General features: G+C 51.1%; 11 protein-coding genes. 3 read left to right on the forward strand and 8 right to left on the reverse strand.

The window, feature by feature from the left end:
* Positions 1-28: 28 nt before the first annotated feature.
* From BZG25_RS04055 to BZG25_RS04065, 3 genes are all read right to left on the reverse strand, one after another.
* Positions 29-1,258, reverse strand: a complete 1,230-nt coding sequence (locus BZG25_RS04055) for an ammonium transporter (RefSeq protein WP_046073996.1) — start codon at positions 1,256-1,258, stop codon at positions 29-31.
* An 18-nt stretch (positions 1,259-1,276) separates the two neighbouring features.
* On the reverse strand, positions 1,277-1,615 hold the full coding sequence (glnK, locus tag BZG25_RS04060) for a P-II family nitrogen regulator (RefSeq protein ID WP_046073995.1): 339 nt from the start codon (positions 1,613-1,615) through the stop codon (positions 1,277-1,279).
* 299 nt (positions 1,616-1,914) lie between these two features.
* Positions 1,915-2,298: a YacL family protein gene (locus BZG25_RS04065; protein ID WP_046073994.1), complete on the reverse strand. Its 384-nt coding sequence runs from the start codon at positions 2,296-2,298 to the stop codon at positions 1,915-1,917.
* A 126-nt stretch (positions 2,299-2,424) separates the two neighbouring features.
* On the opposite strand from BZG25_RS04065, the gene BZG25_RS04070 reads away from it, so the two are divergent.
* Positions 2,425-3,576 (forward strand): glycerate kinase, encoded by a 1,152-nt coding sequence (locus tag BZG25_RS04070; RefSeq protein ID WP_077606099.1) that lies wholly within the window; start codon positions 2,425-2,427, stop codon positions 3,574-3,576.
* A 61-nt stretch (positions 3,577-3,637) separates the two neighbouring features.
* On the opposite strand, the gene acnB is transcribed toward BZG25_RS04070, so the two are convergent.
* Positions 3,638-6,235: a bifunctional aconitate hydratase 2/2-methylisocitrate dehydratase gene (gene acnB / locus BZG25_RS04075; protein WP_046073992.1), complete on the reverse strand. Its 2,598-nt coding sequence runs from the start codon at positions 6,233-6,235 to the stop codon at positions 3,638-3,640.
* 554 nt (positions 6,236-6,789) lie between these two features.
* Here acnB and BZG25_RS04080 point away from each other — a divergent pair.
* Positions 6,790-8,703, forward strand: coding sequence for a methyl-accepting chemotaxis protein (locus tag BZG25_RS04080; RefSeq protein ID WP_046073991.1), 1,914 nt, complete (start codon positions 6,790-6,792; stop codon positions 8,701-8,703).
* Positions 8,704-8,754: 51 nt separating this feature from the next.
* Here BZG25_RS04080 and BZG25_RS04085 read toward each other — a convergent pair whose 3' ends face one another.
* Entirely contained in the window at positions 8,755-8,988 is a 234-nt protein-coding gene (locus BZG25_RS04085) for a hypothetical protein (RefSeq protein ID WP_077638548.1), read from the reverse strand.
* Positions 8,989-9,159: 171 nt separating this feature from the next.
* Between BZG25_RS04085 and BZG25_RS04090 the strand changes: the two genes are divergently transcribed.
* The gene (locus BZG25_RS04090) at positions 9,160-9,690 is read left to right on the forward strand and encodes a TetR/AcrR family transcriptional regulator (protein WP_046073989.1); all 531 of its coding nucleotides are present in this window, start codon (positions 9,160-9,162) and stop codon (positions 9,688-9,690) included.
* Positions 9,691-9,771: 81 nt separating this feature from the next.
* Here the strand turns inward: BZG25_RS04090 and lpdA are convergent, their stop codons facing one another.
* From lpdA to aceE, 3 genes are all read right to left on the reverse strand, one after another.
* Entirely contained in the window at positions 9,772-11,196 is a 1,425-nt protein-coding gene (lpdA, locus tag BZG25_RS04095) for a dihydrolipoyl dehydrogenase (RefSeq protein WP_046073988.1), read from the reverse strand.
* 186 nt (positions 11,197-11,382) lie between these two features.
* Positions 11,383-13,263: a pyruvate dehydrogenase complex dihydrolipoyllysine-residue acetyltransferase gene (gene aceF, locus BZG25_RS04100; protein ID WP_077606096.1), complete on the reverse strand. Its 1,881-nt coding sequence runs from the start codon at positions 13,261-13,263 to the stop codon at positions 11,383-11,385.
* 12 nt (positions 13,264-13,275) lie between these two features.
* A complete protein-coding gene (aceE, locus tag BZG25_RS04105; RefSeq protein ID WP_077638549.1) occupies positions 13,276-15,942 on the reverse strand; it encodes a pyruvate dehydrogenase (acetyl-transferring), homodimeric type in 2,667 nt (888 codons plus the stop codon).
* Positions 15,943-15,986: the final 44 nt, after the last annotated feature.

A 15,986-nucleotide genomic window follows, 5' to 3' on the forward strand; every position in this document is an offset into this window, starting at 1 on the left:
AGAGTTTACTCGAGTTACGTGTAACTGACTATTTTACGCTAACAAATTCGGGATACGCATCAATACCACAGTCGTGAAGATCCATCCCTGACATCTCCTCTTCTTCGGTGACACGAATGCCCATGGTATTTTTCAGCACCAGCCACACGAGGAAACTTGCCGCAAATACCCAAGCAAAAATCACTGCCGCCCCCAGAAGCTGCGCACCAAAGGTCGCCCCTGTGTTGCTTAATGGCACAACCATCAGGCCAAAGAAGCCACATACACCGTGCACGGAGATAGCACCGACAGGATCATCCACTTTGACCTTATCCAGACCAACAATACTGAATACGACAATCACACCCGATACCGCACCGATGATCAGCGCTGCCACGGGTGAAGGCGATAACGGATCCGCCGTGATGGCCACTAAGCCGGCTAAGGCACCGTTGAGCACCATGGTCAGGTCGGCTTTCCCCCACAGGGTTTTACACACCAGCAATGCTGCTATCGCACCAGCCGCCGCCGCCGCATTGGTATTCAAGAAGATTTGTCCGACAGCCGTGGCATTTTCAAAATCTGACACCATCAGTTGTGAGCCGCCGTTAAAACCGAACCAGCCGAACCACAAGATGAAGGTACCCAGTGTTGCCAGAGGCAGGTTTGAGCCAGGAATGGGGTTAATTTTACCATTTTTGCCGTATTTACCTTTACGCGCCCCCAAAAGTAGCACACCTGCGAGGGCTGCCGCCGCGCCCGCCATATGAACAATCCCAGAGCCGGCGAAGTCACTGAAACCAGCCTCTGAGAGGAAGCCTCCGCCCCATGTCCAGTAACCTTCAACCGGATAAATCACCGCAGTCAAGATGACAGAGAACACGAGGAACGCCCACAGTTTCATGCGCTCGGCAACCGCCCCTGACACCACAGACATCGCGGTGGCAACAAACACCACTTGGAAGAAGAAGTCAGATTCGAGCGAATGATCCGCATCGGCGCCTTGGGTGCCAATCAAGGCCCCAAAAGAAGGGACAAAACCGCCGCCACTGTTGTCCACGTACATAATGTTGTAGCCCACCAACAGGTACATGGTACAAGCGATAGCATAGAGGCAGATATTTTTGGTCAGTATCTCAGTGGTGTTTTTCGAGCGCACCAAGCCTGCCTCTAACATGGCAAAGCCAGCCGCCATCCACATCACTAACGCACCAGATAAAAGAAAGAAAAAGGTGTCGAGCGCGTAGCGCAATTCAGTCACCGTGTTTACCAGTTCCATTGTCTTTACTCCCTGTTTTTAAATTGCTTCCAGATCCATCTCACCAGTACGGATCCGCACCGCTTGCTGAAGATCAAAGACGAAGATTTTACCGTCGCCGATCTTGCCCGTTTGTGCGGCCTTAGAGATCGCCTCCACAACACTGTCGACATGTTCGCTCTGCACAGCGATTTCTAATTTTACTTTGGGTAAAAAATCGACCTGATACTCAGCACCACGATATAACTCTGTGTGCCCTTTTTGGCGGCCGAAACCTTTCACCTCTGAGACAGTCATGCCGTCAATGCCAGCATCCGCCAACGCTTCACGTACGTCATCAAGCTTGAACGGCTTGATAATGGCGCTAATCAGTTTCATATCCTTCTCCTGAGTCCTTGTGTTTGCATCATCGTCTAACTATCAAGAGCCGTGCCAATATTCAAATTATTTAAAATCAATAACTTAAATAAGTTCGGGATAGAAAGGATTTTATTTGCACCATATAAGTGCGAATTATTCACCAACACAGCGCATGCCAGGGAGAGCAGCATGCGATTGCACCAAGGGGAAACATCGAAACGAGAATCAGGAGAAAAAGCGAGGGGGAGGTTCAGCCATTCGAAGCACGCAGACGGTGATACGTGCTCAGCCATGAAGAGTTGACTCAGAGAACCCGCTTAACGTCGACCGTAACGGGCAATGAAGTCTTGGTAGGCGTCCAGCATCACCACAAAGTCTTGGTAACCACACGCCGCGTAACTTTCTTCATCGTAAAAGGTCAGCGCTTGCTCATTGAGCGTGGTTTGCGCCTCGTCCGAGGCAGGTTGCAGCATGGCATTCGCCACCACCACGACCTCATCACGATTGGCGGTAAGCGTGAACGTATGCCCGCGCCACTGCTGCTCTGACTCAAGTTGCTGCAGGGTATGTAGACAGGATGTCACTTGAGTCAGCTCAGTGCCGAGTTCATCCAATAGCCAACGTCCTATGGCTTCATGTCCCATCGAAAAAACAATCCGGTAGCTGTCATCAAAACTGTTGCGAGAAAATTCGTAATCCACACTGACCTCCAAAATTGGCCGGCTATTGTCCTGCTTTTTGTCAGAATTGCCAAGCCAGTGCTGTCATCAAAATGTCACTTCAACCATACTTAAATGGAATAACAGTAAGCAGTAAAGGATAGGCTTATGCATATCGTGATCGCGCCTGATTCATTTAAAGAGAGCCTGAATGCTCGCCATGTTGCACAGGCGATCGAGGCAGGCATGGCGCCTATTTTGCCTCACGCTCGCTTTTCACAACTGCCAATGGCGGATGGGGGCGAAGGTTATGCGCAAAGTTTTCTCGACCAAATCGGCGGTGAGCGTTATCACTGTGAGGTGACTGGACCCGACTTTCGCCCGGTGACCGCCGAATTTGTTATCAATCGCGAACATCGTCTGGCCGTTATCGATGTTGCCAGTGCTTCAGGCCTTCCCTTAGTCCCACAAGACGCACGCAACCCTCGTCATACCACCAGCTTAGGCACTGGCGAGCTTATTCGCGCCGCACTTGACCATGATATTGACGAAATCATTATCGGGTTGGGCGGCAGTGCGACCAATGATGCCGGTGCGGGGATCTTGACCGCCCTCGGTGCCAAGCTCCTTGATGGCGCAGGCCACCCCATCACGCCCACCGGGGAAGGACTCGGCGCCTTGATGACAATTGATCTTGATACGCTTGATTCACGGCTTAAGGCCGTGACACTGACCGCCGCCTGCGATGTGGATAATCCATTATGTGGACCGCACGGCGCCACCACTATCTTTGGGCCACAAAAAGGCGGGCAAGAAGAGGATATCCGTGTCTTAGAGCAATACCTGCACCGCTTTGCGAGTATCTGTCACTTGCAACTGGGACAGTCGGTTTGCCACTTTTCTGGCGCCGGCGCAGCAGGAGGTATAGGTGCTGCCTTGGGAGGGCTACTCGGGGCAAGACTCGAACCCGGGGTCGACTTATTACTCTCACGCACCCAGGCTCATTCATTATTGGCCAATGCCGATTGGGTGATCACTGGCGAGGGGCGTGTCGATGGACAAACGCAGCACGGCAAAGTGCCGGCTGCTATCGCCAGCATTGCACAAGCTTATCAGATCCCAGTCGTGGTGCTCGCAGGCAGTGTGGGCGACGATTGCGAAGCGCTTTACCAACAAGGTGTCACGGCGATATTTCCCATTCAAGCCGGCCCCTGTGAATTGAGCGACGCGCTAATGAACAGTAAAAAAAACCTCATTCGCACCAGTGAAAACATCGCACGCATGATCCGACTCTCCTCCCATCGATCCACAACGGCTTAACACACATAAAAAAAGCGCCCCACGTCTGGGGCGCTTTCAGAACGAAATGAGTCAGCAGCCGTTATACCGCTGCTTTAATAATCACATCATCCGCTTTTTTGGTGTAGGCATCCATTTGATGGAAGTTGAGGTAGCGATAGGTATCGCTGGCGGTCGCATTGATTTGCTCCGCGTACTCAAGGTACTCCTCTTTGGTCGGAATACGGCCAAGGATCGCGCCGACAGCAGACAACTCCGCTGACGCGAGATAGACATTCGCGCCTGTACCCAGTCGATTAGGGAAGTTTCGCGTCGAGGTCGACAGCACAGTCGATTTTTCTGCCACACGCGCTTGGTTACCCATACACAACGAGCACCCTGGCGTTTCGATGCGCACCCCTGCTCGGCCATAAATACCGTAGTAACCTTCGGCGGTGAGCTGATCTCGGTCCATCTTCGTCGGTGGTGCCACCCACATACGGGTAGATAAACTCCCTCCGAACTTGTCCAGCAGTTTACCCGCCGCGCGGAAGTGACCAATGTTCGTCATACAGCTGCCGATAAAGACTTCATCAACACTGTCACCTGCCACATCTGACAAGCTACGTGCATCATCTGGGTCATTCGGCGCGCACAAAATCGGCTCTTTGATGTCAGCCAAGTCGATCTCGAGCACATGCGCATATTCGGCATCTTTATCTGCTTCCATCAAACTTGGGTTTTCCAACCATTGCTGCATAGCTTGAATGCGGCGCTCGATGGTACGGCGATCGCCATAGCCCTCAGAGATCATCCACTTAAGCATCACAATGTTCGACTCGAGGTATTCAGCCACTGAATCTTGCGACAGCTTGACCGTACAGCCAGCCGCAGAGCGCTCCGCTGACGCATCTGACAGCTCAAACGCTTGCTCTACCGTCAGGTGCTCAACCCCTTCGATTTCCAAAATACGGCCAGAGAACTCGTTAATCTTGCCCGATTTCTCCACCGTCAGCAGCCCTTTTTGAATGCCAAAGTAAGGGATAGCATGAACCAGGTCGCGTAGCGTTACCCCAGGTTGCATCTCACCTTTAAAGCGCACTAGGACCGATTCTGGCATATCCAGTGGCATCACGCCGGTCGCGGCCGCAAAGGCCACGAGACCTGAGCCAGCAGGGAACGAAATGCCCAGCGGGAAACGGGTGTGTGAATCCCCACCCGTCCCCACGGTATCGGGCAACAGCATTCGGTTGAGCCATGAGTGGATCACACCGTCACCGGGACGCAGCGCCACGCCACCACGGTTCATAATAAAGTCGGGCAACGTATGGTGTGTTTCCACATCAACCGGTTTTGGATAAGCAGAGGTATGGCAGAACGACTGCATGGTCAAATCAGCGGTAAAGCCAAGGCAGGCCAAATCTTTCAGCTCGTCGCGCGTCATGGGCCCAGTGGTATCTTGTGAGCCCACGGTGGTCATTTTTGGCTCACAATAGGTGTTCGGGCGCACGCCCTCAACGCCACACGCTTTACCCACCATTTTTTGTGCCAAGGTAAAGCCTTTGGTGGAATCAGCCACCGGACGTGGGCGACGGAACACCTCAGACGGCTCAAGCCCTAAGCATTCGCGGGCTTTGTCAGTCAGGCCTCGGCCAATGATCAATGGAATACGTCCTCCAGCACGCACTTCATCGTACAAGATGTCTGTTTTTAGTTGGAAGGTAGATAGGACATCATCGGTGCCGTGCTTGCACACTTTGCCGTCGGCCGGATACAGGTCAATCACATCGCCCATGTTGAGCTTGCTCACATCAAGTTCAATCGGCAGCGCGCCCGCATCTTCCATGGTATTAAAGAAAATAGGCGCGATTTTGCCACCTAAACAAAAACCACCTGAGCGCTTGTTAGGGACGTTAGGAATATCGTGCCCCATAAACCACAACACCGAGTTGGTTGCCGACTTACGAGACGAGCCAGTACCGACCACATCACCGACATAAACCAGTGGATGACCTTTTTCTTCCAGCTTTTTCATTTGCTCGATCGGGCCAATCTCTCCCGGTTTGTCCGGGTGAATACCTTCACGCTCGTTTTTCAGCATGGCCAGCGCGTGCAGGGGAATATCAGGACGCGACCAAGCATCTGGCGCGGGCGACAAGTCATCGGTGTTGGTTTCACCCGAGACTTTGAACACCGTCAGTGTCACTTTTTCAGGAATTTGTGGTTTTTCCAGGTACCACTCAGCGTTCGCCCACGACTCCATCACCTGCTTGGCGTAGGCATTGCCTGCTTTCATTTTGTCTTCAACGTCGTAAAACGCATCGAACATCAATAAGGTATGAGACAGCACTTTCGCCGCAATCGGCGCGAGCTTGTCATCATCAAGTAAGGTGATCAGCGGCTCGATGTTATAGCCACCTTGCATGGTGCCAAGTAATTCAGTGGCACGCTCGGGGCTAATCAACGGAGACTGCGCTTCACCTTTTGCCAGTGCGGCCAGAAAGCCTGCTTTCACGTAAGCGGCTTCATCCACACCGGGTGGGATTCGGTTTTCCAGTAAATAAACGAGGGTTTCTTCTTCGCCAGCGGGCGGGTTTTTCAGCAGTTCTATCAAACTGGCGGTTTGCTCAGCGTTAAGCGGTTTAGGCACAATACCCTGAGCGGCACGTTCTTCGACGTGTTTACGGTAGGCTTCAAGCACGACTATTTCCTCTTTTCTCGGTCAGACCGTATGATCCAACATCCTTGGAAAGTGTTAGTACTCGTATCACGCTTATCCGGCGAAGTTTATTAAAATTTTCCAGCAAGACGAGGGTTCGAGCACGTAACCGCTGCGTGAGGATAGCATTTTTAACCTAAAATTAAAATCTACTCGTTTTGTGAAACATAATACTTAGGTCGTAGTGACGCGGTACGCTATCCTCCACCTCTGAGTACAGGTTACTCAGAGCCTATCGCGGTTGTGACTGATTCTACACCGTTTTTCGCCATAGCGCAGTGATCCGGCTACCATTGCTCGATGCACCAATGTCCCGCAAACGACAGCGCACTTTTACCGCTTTATGTTGAAATCGCGAGGAGAGTGTCATTTTTATCAATAACCCTGAGCAAAGGCTTCAATTTTATTGTTTCATGGTCGATACATAACCAATCATTCACCCATATCTGCTAACTTAGATGTTAGTGCCATAAACATCATCACATTTTTGTCACGCTAACCTATCGTCTGTTAATAGACCAAATAGAGAGAAGGGCATGAAGCTAAAGCAACTCACGATCAAACAAAAACTCGTGCTGGCATTTGTCTCAGCGGTGATCGCCTCCACCGCCATCATCAGTTATATGAGCTTGAGCCAAGCACGCGACATCATGGAAAAGCGCCTGTTAGAAAATGAGCTTCCCACCACCCTCACCCAGTTTAGAGATACCATTGATAGTGAGGTCAACCAACTACAATCCGCCGCACGTCAGCTGGCTTCTAACCCGGTGATGCTAGATATCATCAACCAAGATATTACGCCCGCAGAAGAAACCCGCGTGATCAAACAGCTCAACGTATTACGTGAGCAATACGATTTGAATGATGCCTCCATTGCCAACCGCAACACCGGGCAGTATTGGAATCAGAACGGATTTTTACGGGTGTTAACGCGTGAAAAAGACAGTTGGTTTTACAACTTCCTCGACAGTGGCAATGCCACCATGGCCCAGGTTTTCCAAGAAGAAAACGGCGAACTCAAGCTATTTGTTAACTTCCAACAGCTCAACGGCAAAGGGTTAGCCGGTTTCTCACGCTCGTTGGAGGACATGACCCGCTTTTTGAATCAATTTAAAATTGAGCAGTCAGGGTTTGTGTTCTTAGTCAACGCTGAGGGCTTGGTCCAATTACACCGCGATACCAATCTGATGGGTGAGCAAACCCTAAGTGATATTTATGGTGGCCAAGCACGCAGCTTGCTACAAAAAGGCGATTTTAACCTTCTCGACACCCGTATTAATGGTGAAGAAGTACTGCTCGCATCCAGTTATGTTCCCTCCATGGATTGGTTTGTTATTGCAGATGTCCCTGCCGAAGAAGTCTATGCCCCCCTCAATGAAACGCGTAATCAGATCCTGATGGTGTCGGTCGTCGTCGGTCTTATTTTTATCGTCGTCGCCGTCTGGTTAGCTGCAACCATTACCAAACCCATCCAATATGTCGCCAATGTGTTCCGTGAAATCGGTGAAGGTGAAGGGGATCTGCGCCAACGTGTAGACATCAATAGCCAAGATGAAATTGGCCAACTCGCCTCTGGTTTCAACAGTTTTGTGGAGAAAATCCATCGTCTAGTCTCAGACGTTGCCCGTACCGGTGGCGAATTACGTAGTGCGGCCGAGCAAGTCTCTTCACAAGCCAGTGCTACCCAATCGCAAAGCGAGTATCAGCGGGATCGCACCGTGCAAGTGGTTACCGCCATCAATGAAATGGGGGCGACCGTTAATGAGATTGCAGGCAATGCCGCCAGTGCTGCCAGTGCCGCCAACCAAGCCTCTGATGATGCGGCAAGTGGCCAAGGCGTGGTGACCCAGGCACGGGATACAATCGCTCGCCTTGCTGATGACATGGAGAATATGTCGAAAGTGATCAGCGCCTTGGCTGAAAACACCGATTCGATCGGCGGCATTTTGGATGTGATTCGCGGGATCTCCGAGCAAACCAACTTACTGGCGCTGAATGCGGCAATTGAAGCGGCGCGAGCCGGCGAGCAAGGACGTGGCTTTGCGGTTGTCGCCGATGAGGTACGCAGCTTGGCCAGTCGCACCTCTGATTCCACCGATGAAATCCAGACCATGATTGACCGCCTGCAGCAAGAAGCGCGCAACGCCGTGGATGCCATGGAGCAAAGTCGCACCATGACCGCTGAAGGGGTCAATGCCTCCGATGAGGCCTCACAATCGCTCAATGCAATCAACGAGCAGATTGTACAAATCTCGGACATGAACACCCAGGTGGCCACCGCGACTGAAGAGCAGTCCACCGTGGTCAACGATATTAACCAAAATATTGAAGAGATTAATCACAGCTCGCAGCAAACCGCTGATACCGCCAACACCATGGCAGAAGCCAGTGAGTCACTGCGCGATCTTTCCAAACGTCTTGATACCTTGGTAGGGAGCTTTAAGCTTTAAACCATTGCGATGCTACCGACTGACGCACTAAGCGGGCCTTGGCCCGCTTTTTTATTGTGCTGAACGAGGCCGCGCACTAGCAACGTCTTTTCCATCTTGCCATAGCTGACGCCATAAGGGTTTAACGCCCTCCTCAATCCCTAAAATAACGCACAAAAAGCCAACTCCACCCACTAATAATAACGGTGCCAATGTCAAACTCAGCAAACCTGAGTAAAGAAACAAAAATGGCACAAAGCATATATATCCAAACACGGTTTTTATCATTTCCAATAATGTGTTCATTATTTCTCCTTACCTAAGACCAAAACTGAGCGCGCTCACTAACAATAAAATGAGCGCGCTCAATTTACAATGTTTTTAGGCTAAAAAAAGGACAAACAGTATTAAGATCGAGGAAAGGATCATGGCGAGCACCACACCAAGTCAGTATCATGAAACAAAAAAGGAGTGAATGTGGATACACCCAAAAAACAGGCGACACGCCAGAAGATCCTCGACAGTGCATGGGCATTATTTGTGGAACAAGGGTTTGCGGATACCACTACACGTCAAATTGCACATAAGGCGGAGGTCGCGACAGGAACTGTCTTCTCACACTTTCCGTTGAAAATTGACTTGCTAAAAGTTGGGCTGATGACACGTATTGATACCGTGCTCGAAAACGCTGCCAAATTGGATCACTCAGACACGCCAACGCAACGACTTCTCCATTATGCCGATCACCTCTATGCGTTTTATCTCACACATCCAGACTTCAGCCGAGAGCTCTTTCGTGCACTCTTGTGGCAGCAAAAAGCCTTAGCGCATCACATCGCGCCTTTTCAAGCTCACCTTTCTATTGAGCAAAGTCCAAATCATCAGGCGAAAACTGCGTTAATGATGGATGCCTATTTCATGACCTTGTTTCAAGGCTTAAGTGAGCCTATCTCCACCAAAGAGGCCATGCTTAGCCGCCTAGCTGATAAGCTTGCGACCATCGCGTAACCATATCGCAGGTGTTGTAAATGACAGAGATAAAAAAGCCCCGCATGGCGGGGCTGAGTCAGAAAAATATAAACGCGCGGTTTATTTCTTTTTCTTCGCTTTCGGGTTAGGCATATCAGTGATTGAGCCTTCAAACACTTCTGCAGCCAAACCAACCGATTCGTGCAAGGTGGGGTGAGCGTGTACTGTCAAGGCGACATCTTCGGCATCACAACCCATTTCGATGGCAAGACCGATTTCACCCAGCAGCTCACCGCCGTTGGTACCCACGACGGCACCACCAATCACACGGTGGGTGTCTTTGTCGAAGATCATTTTGGTCATACCGTCTGAACAGTCAGACGCAATCGCACGACCTGAAGCCGCCCATGGGAAGGTCGCCACTTCGTAGTTAATGCCTTCTTCTTTACACTCTTTCTCAGTTTTGCCGACCCAAGCCACTTCTGGCTCAGTGTACGCAATCGATGGGATCACTTTTGGATCGAAGTAATGCTTCTTACCTGAGATAACCTCTGCCGCCACATGGCCTTCGTGTACACCTTTGTGCGCCAGCATAGGCTGACCCACGATGTCACCAATCGCATAGATGTGCGGCACGTTGGTGCGCATTTGCTTATCAACATTGATAAAGCCACGATCGTCGACTTCAACACCCGCTTGGCCCGCATCAAGCAGTTTGCCATTCGGGCTACGACCGATAGCAACCAAGACAGCGTCATAGCGTACAGGCTCTGCTGGGGCTTTCTTGCCTTCCATGGTGACGTAGATGCCGTCTTCTTTGGCTTCTACCGCGGTCACCTTGGTTTCCAGCATGAGGTTCATCTTCTTGCTGATGCGCTTAGTAAAGACTTTGATCACGTCTTTATCTGCCGCAGGGATCACCTGATCGCACATTTCGACCACATCAACCTGTGAGCCGAGTGCGTGGTAAACGGTTCCCATCTCTAGACCAATGATACCGCCACCCATTAACAGCATTTTTTCAGGCACTTCTTTGAGCTCAAGCGCGTCGGTGGAGTCCCAAATGCGTGGGTCATCATGCGGGATAAATGGCAGCTCGATTGGACGAGAGCCAGCCGCGATGATGGCATTATCAAAGTTGATGGTAGTGCTTTCTTCCCCTTCAACTAACAGGGTGTTGGCGCCAGTGAAACGGCCTGTGCCATTAACGACTGTCACTTTACGCTGCTTGGCCATACCGCCTAAGCCGCCCGTCAGTTGACCAATGACCTTATCTTTCCAAGAACGGATCTTGTCGATATCGGTTTGTGGTTCGCCGAATACCACGCCGTGCTCGGCCATGGCTTTGGCTTCTTCAATCACTTTGGCAACGTGAAGTAGGGCTTTAGATGGAATACAGCCGACGTTTAGACACACACCGCCAAGGTTGTTGTAACGTTCAACCAATACGGTTTCCAAACCTAGGTCGGCACAGCGGAAAGCGGCGGAGTATCCAGCAGGACCAGCGCCAAGGACGACGACTTGCGCTTTGATTTCTTTACTCATTCTGACCTCGTTATAGTCTTATTCCCTGACAGGCTAAGAGCGGTAATTTTTTTATTGTTGTGGGTATCTGGGAGCCACAGTTTACAGCCATGTTAATGGGCTGAAAAATAAAAACCCATAGCCTGTGAGCTGCACAACAATTCCCGACCGACCTTTAACCGGCCAGCCGGGTTGTTGGTATTGCGATTAGAGTACCAAACGGCGAATATCAGACAGTAAGCCGTTGAGGTAGCTAATAAAGCGCGCGCCCTCGGCACCGTCAATCACACGGTGGTCGTAAGACAGCGATAGCGGCAGCATTAGGCGAGGTTCAAAGTCCTTACCGTTCCATACTGGCTTCATTTCTGACTTAGACACGCCCAAGATAGACACTTCTGGTGCATTAACGATTGGCGTAAACGCCGTACCGCCGAGCCCCCCTAGGCTAGAGATGGTAAAGCAACCACCTTGCATGTCAGAGGCCGTTAGCTTACCGCCACGGGCTTTCTTCGATACCACCATCAGCTCTTCAGATAGCTCGTGAATGCCTTTCTTATTCACGTCTTTAAAGACAGGCACGACCAGACCGTTTGGTGTGTCAACCGCGATACCGATGTTGACATACTTCTTCATGATCAGGCTTTCACCATCTTCAGACAGTGACGCGTTGAATGAAGGGAAAGCTTCCAGCGCTTTAGCAGCCGCTTTCATGATGAACACCAATGGGGTGATCTTCATGCCTGACTCTTTCTTCTTCTCGATCGCGTTTTGCTCTTTACGGAACGCTTCAACTTCAGTGATATCGGCGTTATCCCACTGGGTCACGTGCGGGATCATCACCCAGTTACGTGCCAGGTTCGCACCCGAGATCTTCTTGATGCGAGACAGTGGTTTTTCTTCCGTTTCACCGAATTTGCTGAAGTCGACTTTCGGCCAAGGTAGCAGACCCAGTGCACTACCGTCGCCTGAGCCAGATGCTGCGCCAGATTCAAGACGCTTAAGCGCCTCTTTCACGTAGCCTTGCACGTCTTCTTTCAGTACACGTCCTTTACGGCCAGTGCCTTTGACTTTTGCCAAGTTAACACCGAATTCACGCGCAAGACGACGCACAACAGGTGACGCATGGGCGTACTCTTTGTTTTCGACAAACTCGTCTTTACCGGCATCAGCTTTAGCCGCTGCAGGTGCTTCCGCTTTTGGCGCTGGCGCAGATTTTTCCTCTGCAGCAGGTGCCGCGGCGGGCGCTGCTGGTGCGGCAGGTGCGCTACCGGCGACTTCGAACACCATGATGTGCGAGCCGGTAGACACTTTATCGCCCGCGGCGATTTTGATTTCTTTAACCGTACCCGCAAACGGTGCCGGCACTTCCATCGACGCTTTGTCGCCTTCAACGGTGATCAGAGACTGTTCTTCTTCAACCGTATCGCCTACAGCGACCATGATGTCAGTCACTTCAACTTCATCACCGCCAATGTCAGGAACGTTTACATCTTTTGCTTCTGACGCAGCGGCGGCAGGTGCAGCCTGTGCTGGCGCCTCAGCAGGGGCACTGCTGCCGACTTCAAACATCATGATAAGAGAGCCGGTTGACACTTTGTCACCCGAGGCAATCTTGATCTCTTTGACAGTCCCTGCAAACGGTGCCGGCACTTCCATTGAGGCTTTATCGCCTTCAACGGTGATCAGTGATTGCTCTTCTTCGACGCTATCGCCTACCGCCACCATGATCTCGGTGACTTCGACTTCATCGCCGCCGATATCAGGCACGTGCACTTCTTTGATTTCTGACGCAGCCGCTGGTGCTGCAGCAGGGGCGGCGGGGGCCGCCTCTTGCGCGGGCGCACTTGGCGCGGCGCCTTCTGCTTCAAAGATCATCATCAAAGAGCCGGTGGTCACTTTATCACCTTCGGCAATTTTAATTTCCTTGACCACACCCGCTTGTGACGCAGGGACTTCCATGGATGCTTTATCACCTTCAACGGTGATTAACGACTGCTCTTCTTCAACCTTGTCACCCACGCTGACAAGGATCTCAGTCACTTCTACTTCATCCGCACCGATGTCAGGTACATTAATCTCGATTGACATTATTTCAGCCTCTTACGCGAACAGCGGGTTTACTTTGTTGGTATCGATGTCGAATTTTTTGATCGCTTCTGCGACCACTTTTTTGTCAACATCGCCACGCTTAGCCAGCTCATTAAGTGCCGCCACAACCACATAGCCTGCGTTCACTTCGAAGTGACGACGGAGGTTTTCGCGGCTGTCAGAACGACCAAAGCCGTCAGTGCCCAGTACTTTGTAAGAGTCAGCTGGGATAAACGCACGAACTTGGTCAGCGTAGTTTTTCATGTAGTCAGTCGCAGCAATCGCAGGCTCAGATCCCATGACAGTTTGAATGTAAGGAACTTGTGCCTCTGCATCTGGGTTCAACATGTTGAAGCGATCTGCATCTTGGCCGTCACGTGCAAGCTCGTTGAACGAGGTCACGCTGTATACGTCAGACGCCACACCGTACTCATCGCTAAGCAGCTTCGCGGCTTTACGCACTTCGGTCATGATGGTGCCAGAGCCCATTAGCTGGACTTTCGCTTTGTCGCCCGTGTAGGTTTCTAGCTTGTAGATACCTTTACGGATACCTTCTTCCGCGCCCTCAGGCATGGCTGGCTGATGATAGTTTTCGTTCATCAGCGTCAGGTAGTAGTAGATGTTTTCTTGGTCAGGGCCGTACATGCGACGGATACCGTCTTGCATGATCACCGCCACTTCGTACGCGAAGGTTGGGTCGTAAGAAACACAGTTAGGTACCGTGCTCGCCAGGATATGGCTGTGACCGTCTTCGTGCTGTAGACCTTCACCGTTAAGCGTTGTACGACCGGCAGTGGCACCCAATAGGAAACCACGTGCTTGTTGGTCACCCGCCATCCACGCCATGTCGCCAACACGTTGGAAGCCGAACATTGAGTAGTAGATGTAGAATGGGATCATTGGCAGATCATTAGTGCTGTAAGAGGTCGCCGCGGCTACCCACGATGACATCGCACCGAGCTCGTTGATCCCTTCTTGCAGTACCTGACCGCCTTGGTCTTCTTTGTAGTAAGACACCACACCGCGGTCTTCTGGAGTGTAAGTCTGACCGTGTGGGTTGTAGATACCTACTTGACGGAACAAGCCTTCCATACCGAATGTACGCGCTTCGTCGGCAATGATAGGCACAATGTTCTTGCCAATGCTCTTGTCTTTCAGCAAGACATTCAAAGAACGTACAAAGGCCATCGTGGTGGAGATATCACGTTTCTGTTCAGACAGTAACGCCGAGAAATCGTCCAGTTTTGGCAATGTCAGTTCTTGCGTAAATTTCGGCAGACGCTGTGGAGTATAACCGTGAAGTGCCTTACGACGTGCGTGGAGGTATTCGTGCTCGGCAGAGCCTTCTTCCAACTTCAGGTACTTCAGGTTTTGTACATCGTCGTCAGACAACAAGTCTTGTAGGCCAAGACGATCACGCATCGCGTGAACATGAGTCATGTCCATTTTCTTCACTTGGTGCGCGATGTTTTTCCCTTCAGCCGCTTCACCCATGCCGTAACCTTTAACGGTTTTCGCCAAGATCACGGTTGGACGGTCATTGCACTCTTGTGCTGCTTTGAACGCAGCAAACAATTTAGATGGCTCGTGGCCACCACGCTTAAGCGCAAAGATCTCTTCGTCAGTCATGTCTGCAACCAAGGCTGCCGTTTCTGGGTACTTGCCGAAGAAGTGTTCGCGTACGTAAGCGCCATCTTTCGATTTGAACGTCTGGTAATCACCGTCGATGGTTTCATTCATCAACTGCAGTAATTTACCTGAGGTGTCTTTGGCCAGCAGTTTGTCCCAGCCAGAGCCCCAAACCACTTTGATCACGTTCCAGCCGGCGCCTTTAAAGAGGCCTTCCAGTTCTTGAACGATTTTACCGTTACCCATCACAGGGCCATCAAGGCGCTGCAGGTTACAGTTAATCAAGAAGCAGAGGTTATCCAGTTTTTCACGGGCCGCAAATGACAGCGCACCGCGTGATTCTGGCTCATCCATCTCACCGTCACCAAGGAACGCATAAACACGCTGCTCAGAGGTGTCTTTCAGGCCACGACCGTTGAGGTATTTGAGGAAACGCGCTTGATAGATAGACGCAATGGGACCCAGACCCATAGATACGGTTGGGAACTGCCAGAACTCAGGCATCAGTTTCGGGTGCGGATATGAAGACACCCCTTTGCCATCGACTTCCTGACGGAAGTTGTCGAGCTGCTCTTCGCTCAAGCGGCCTTCAACAAACGCACGCGCATAGATACCTGGAGAAATATGACCTTGATAGTACACCAGGTCGCCACCGTCTTTCTCGTTAGGCGCACGGAAGAAGTGGTTAAAGCAGGTTTCATAAAATGCCGCCGAAGACTGGAATGATGCCATGTGGCCACCCAGCTCTAAATCTTTCTTGGACGCACGCAACACGATCATGATTGCGTTCCAACGAATGATAGAACGGATACGGCGTTCCAGATTCACATCACCTGGGTAAGCAGGTTCTTGATCAGCAGGAATGGTATTTACATAGTTGGTGGTCACGCCCGTTGGCATGTCAACACCGTCTAAACGTGCTTGCCCTAATACTTGCTCCAGAAGGAACTGGGCACGTTCTACACCTTCTTCACGAACGACTGACTCAAGAGCTTGCAACCACTCTTGTGTTTCAAGTGCGTCCACGTCATGTTTCATGACTTCAGACATGGCGATCTATCCTTTCGTTGATTGACTCGTACAAAACAAACGTT

The sequence above is a fragment of the Salinivibrio sp. ML198 genome, from assembly GCF_001996015.1.
Classification (GTDB): domain Bacteria; phylum Pseudomonadota; class Gammaproteobacteria; order Enterobacterales; family Vibrionaceae; genus Salinivibrio; species Salinivibrio siamensis.

Excerpts from the sequence above, each read along its gene's own strand:
- BZG25_RS04055 (WP_046073996.1), bottom strand. The coding sequence starts at position 1,258 with ATGGAACTGGTAAACACGGTGACTGAATTGCGCTACGCGCTCGACACC.
- glnK (WP_046073995.1), bottom strand. The coding sequence starts at position 1,615 with ATGAAACTGATTAGCGCCATTATCAAGCCGTTCAAGCTTGATGACGTA.
- BZG25_RS04070 (WP_077606099.1), top strand. The coding sequence starts at position 2,425 with ATGCATATCGTGATCGCGCCTGATTCATTTAAAGAGAGCCTGAATGCT.
- BZG25_RS04080 (WP_046073991.1), top strand. The coding sequence starts at position 6,790 with ATGAAGCTAAAGCAACTCACGATCAAACAAAAACTCGTGCTGGCATTT.
- BZG25_RS04085 (WP_077638548.1), bottom strand. The coding sequence starts at position 8,988 with ATGAACACATTATTGGAAATGATAAAAACCGTGTTTGGATATATATGC.
- lpdA (WP_046073988.1), bottom strand. The coding sequence starts at position 11,196 with ATGAGTAAAGAAATCAAAGCGCAAGTCGTCGTCCTTGGCGCTGGTCCT.
- aceF (WP_077606096.1), bottom strand. The coding sequence starts at position 13,263 with ATGTCAATCGAGATTAATGTACCTGACATCGGTGCGGATGAAGTAGAA.
- aceE (WP_077638549.1), bottom strand. The coding sequence starts at position 15,942 with ATGTCTGAAGTCATGAAACATGACGTGGACGCACTTGAAACACAAGAG.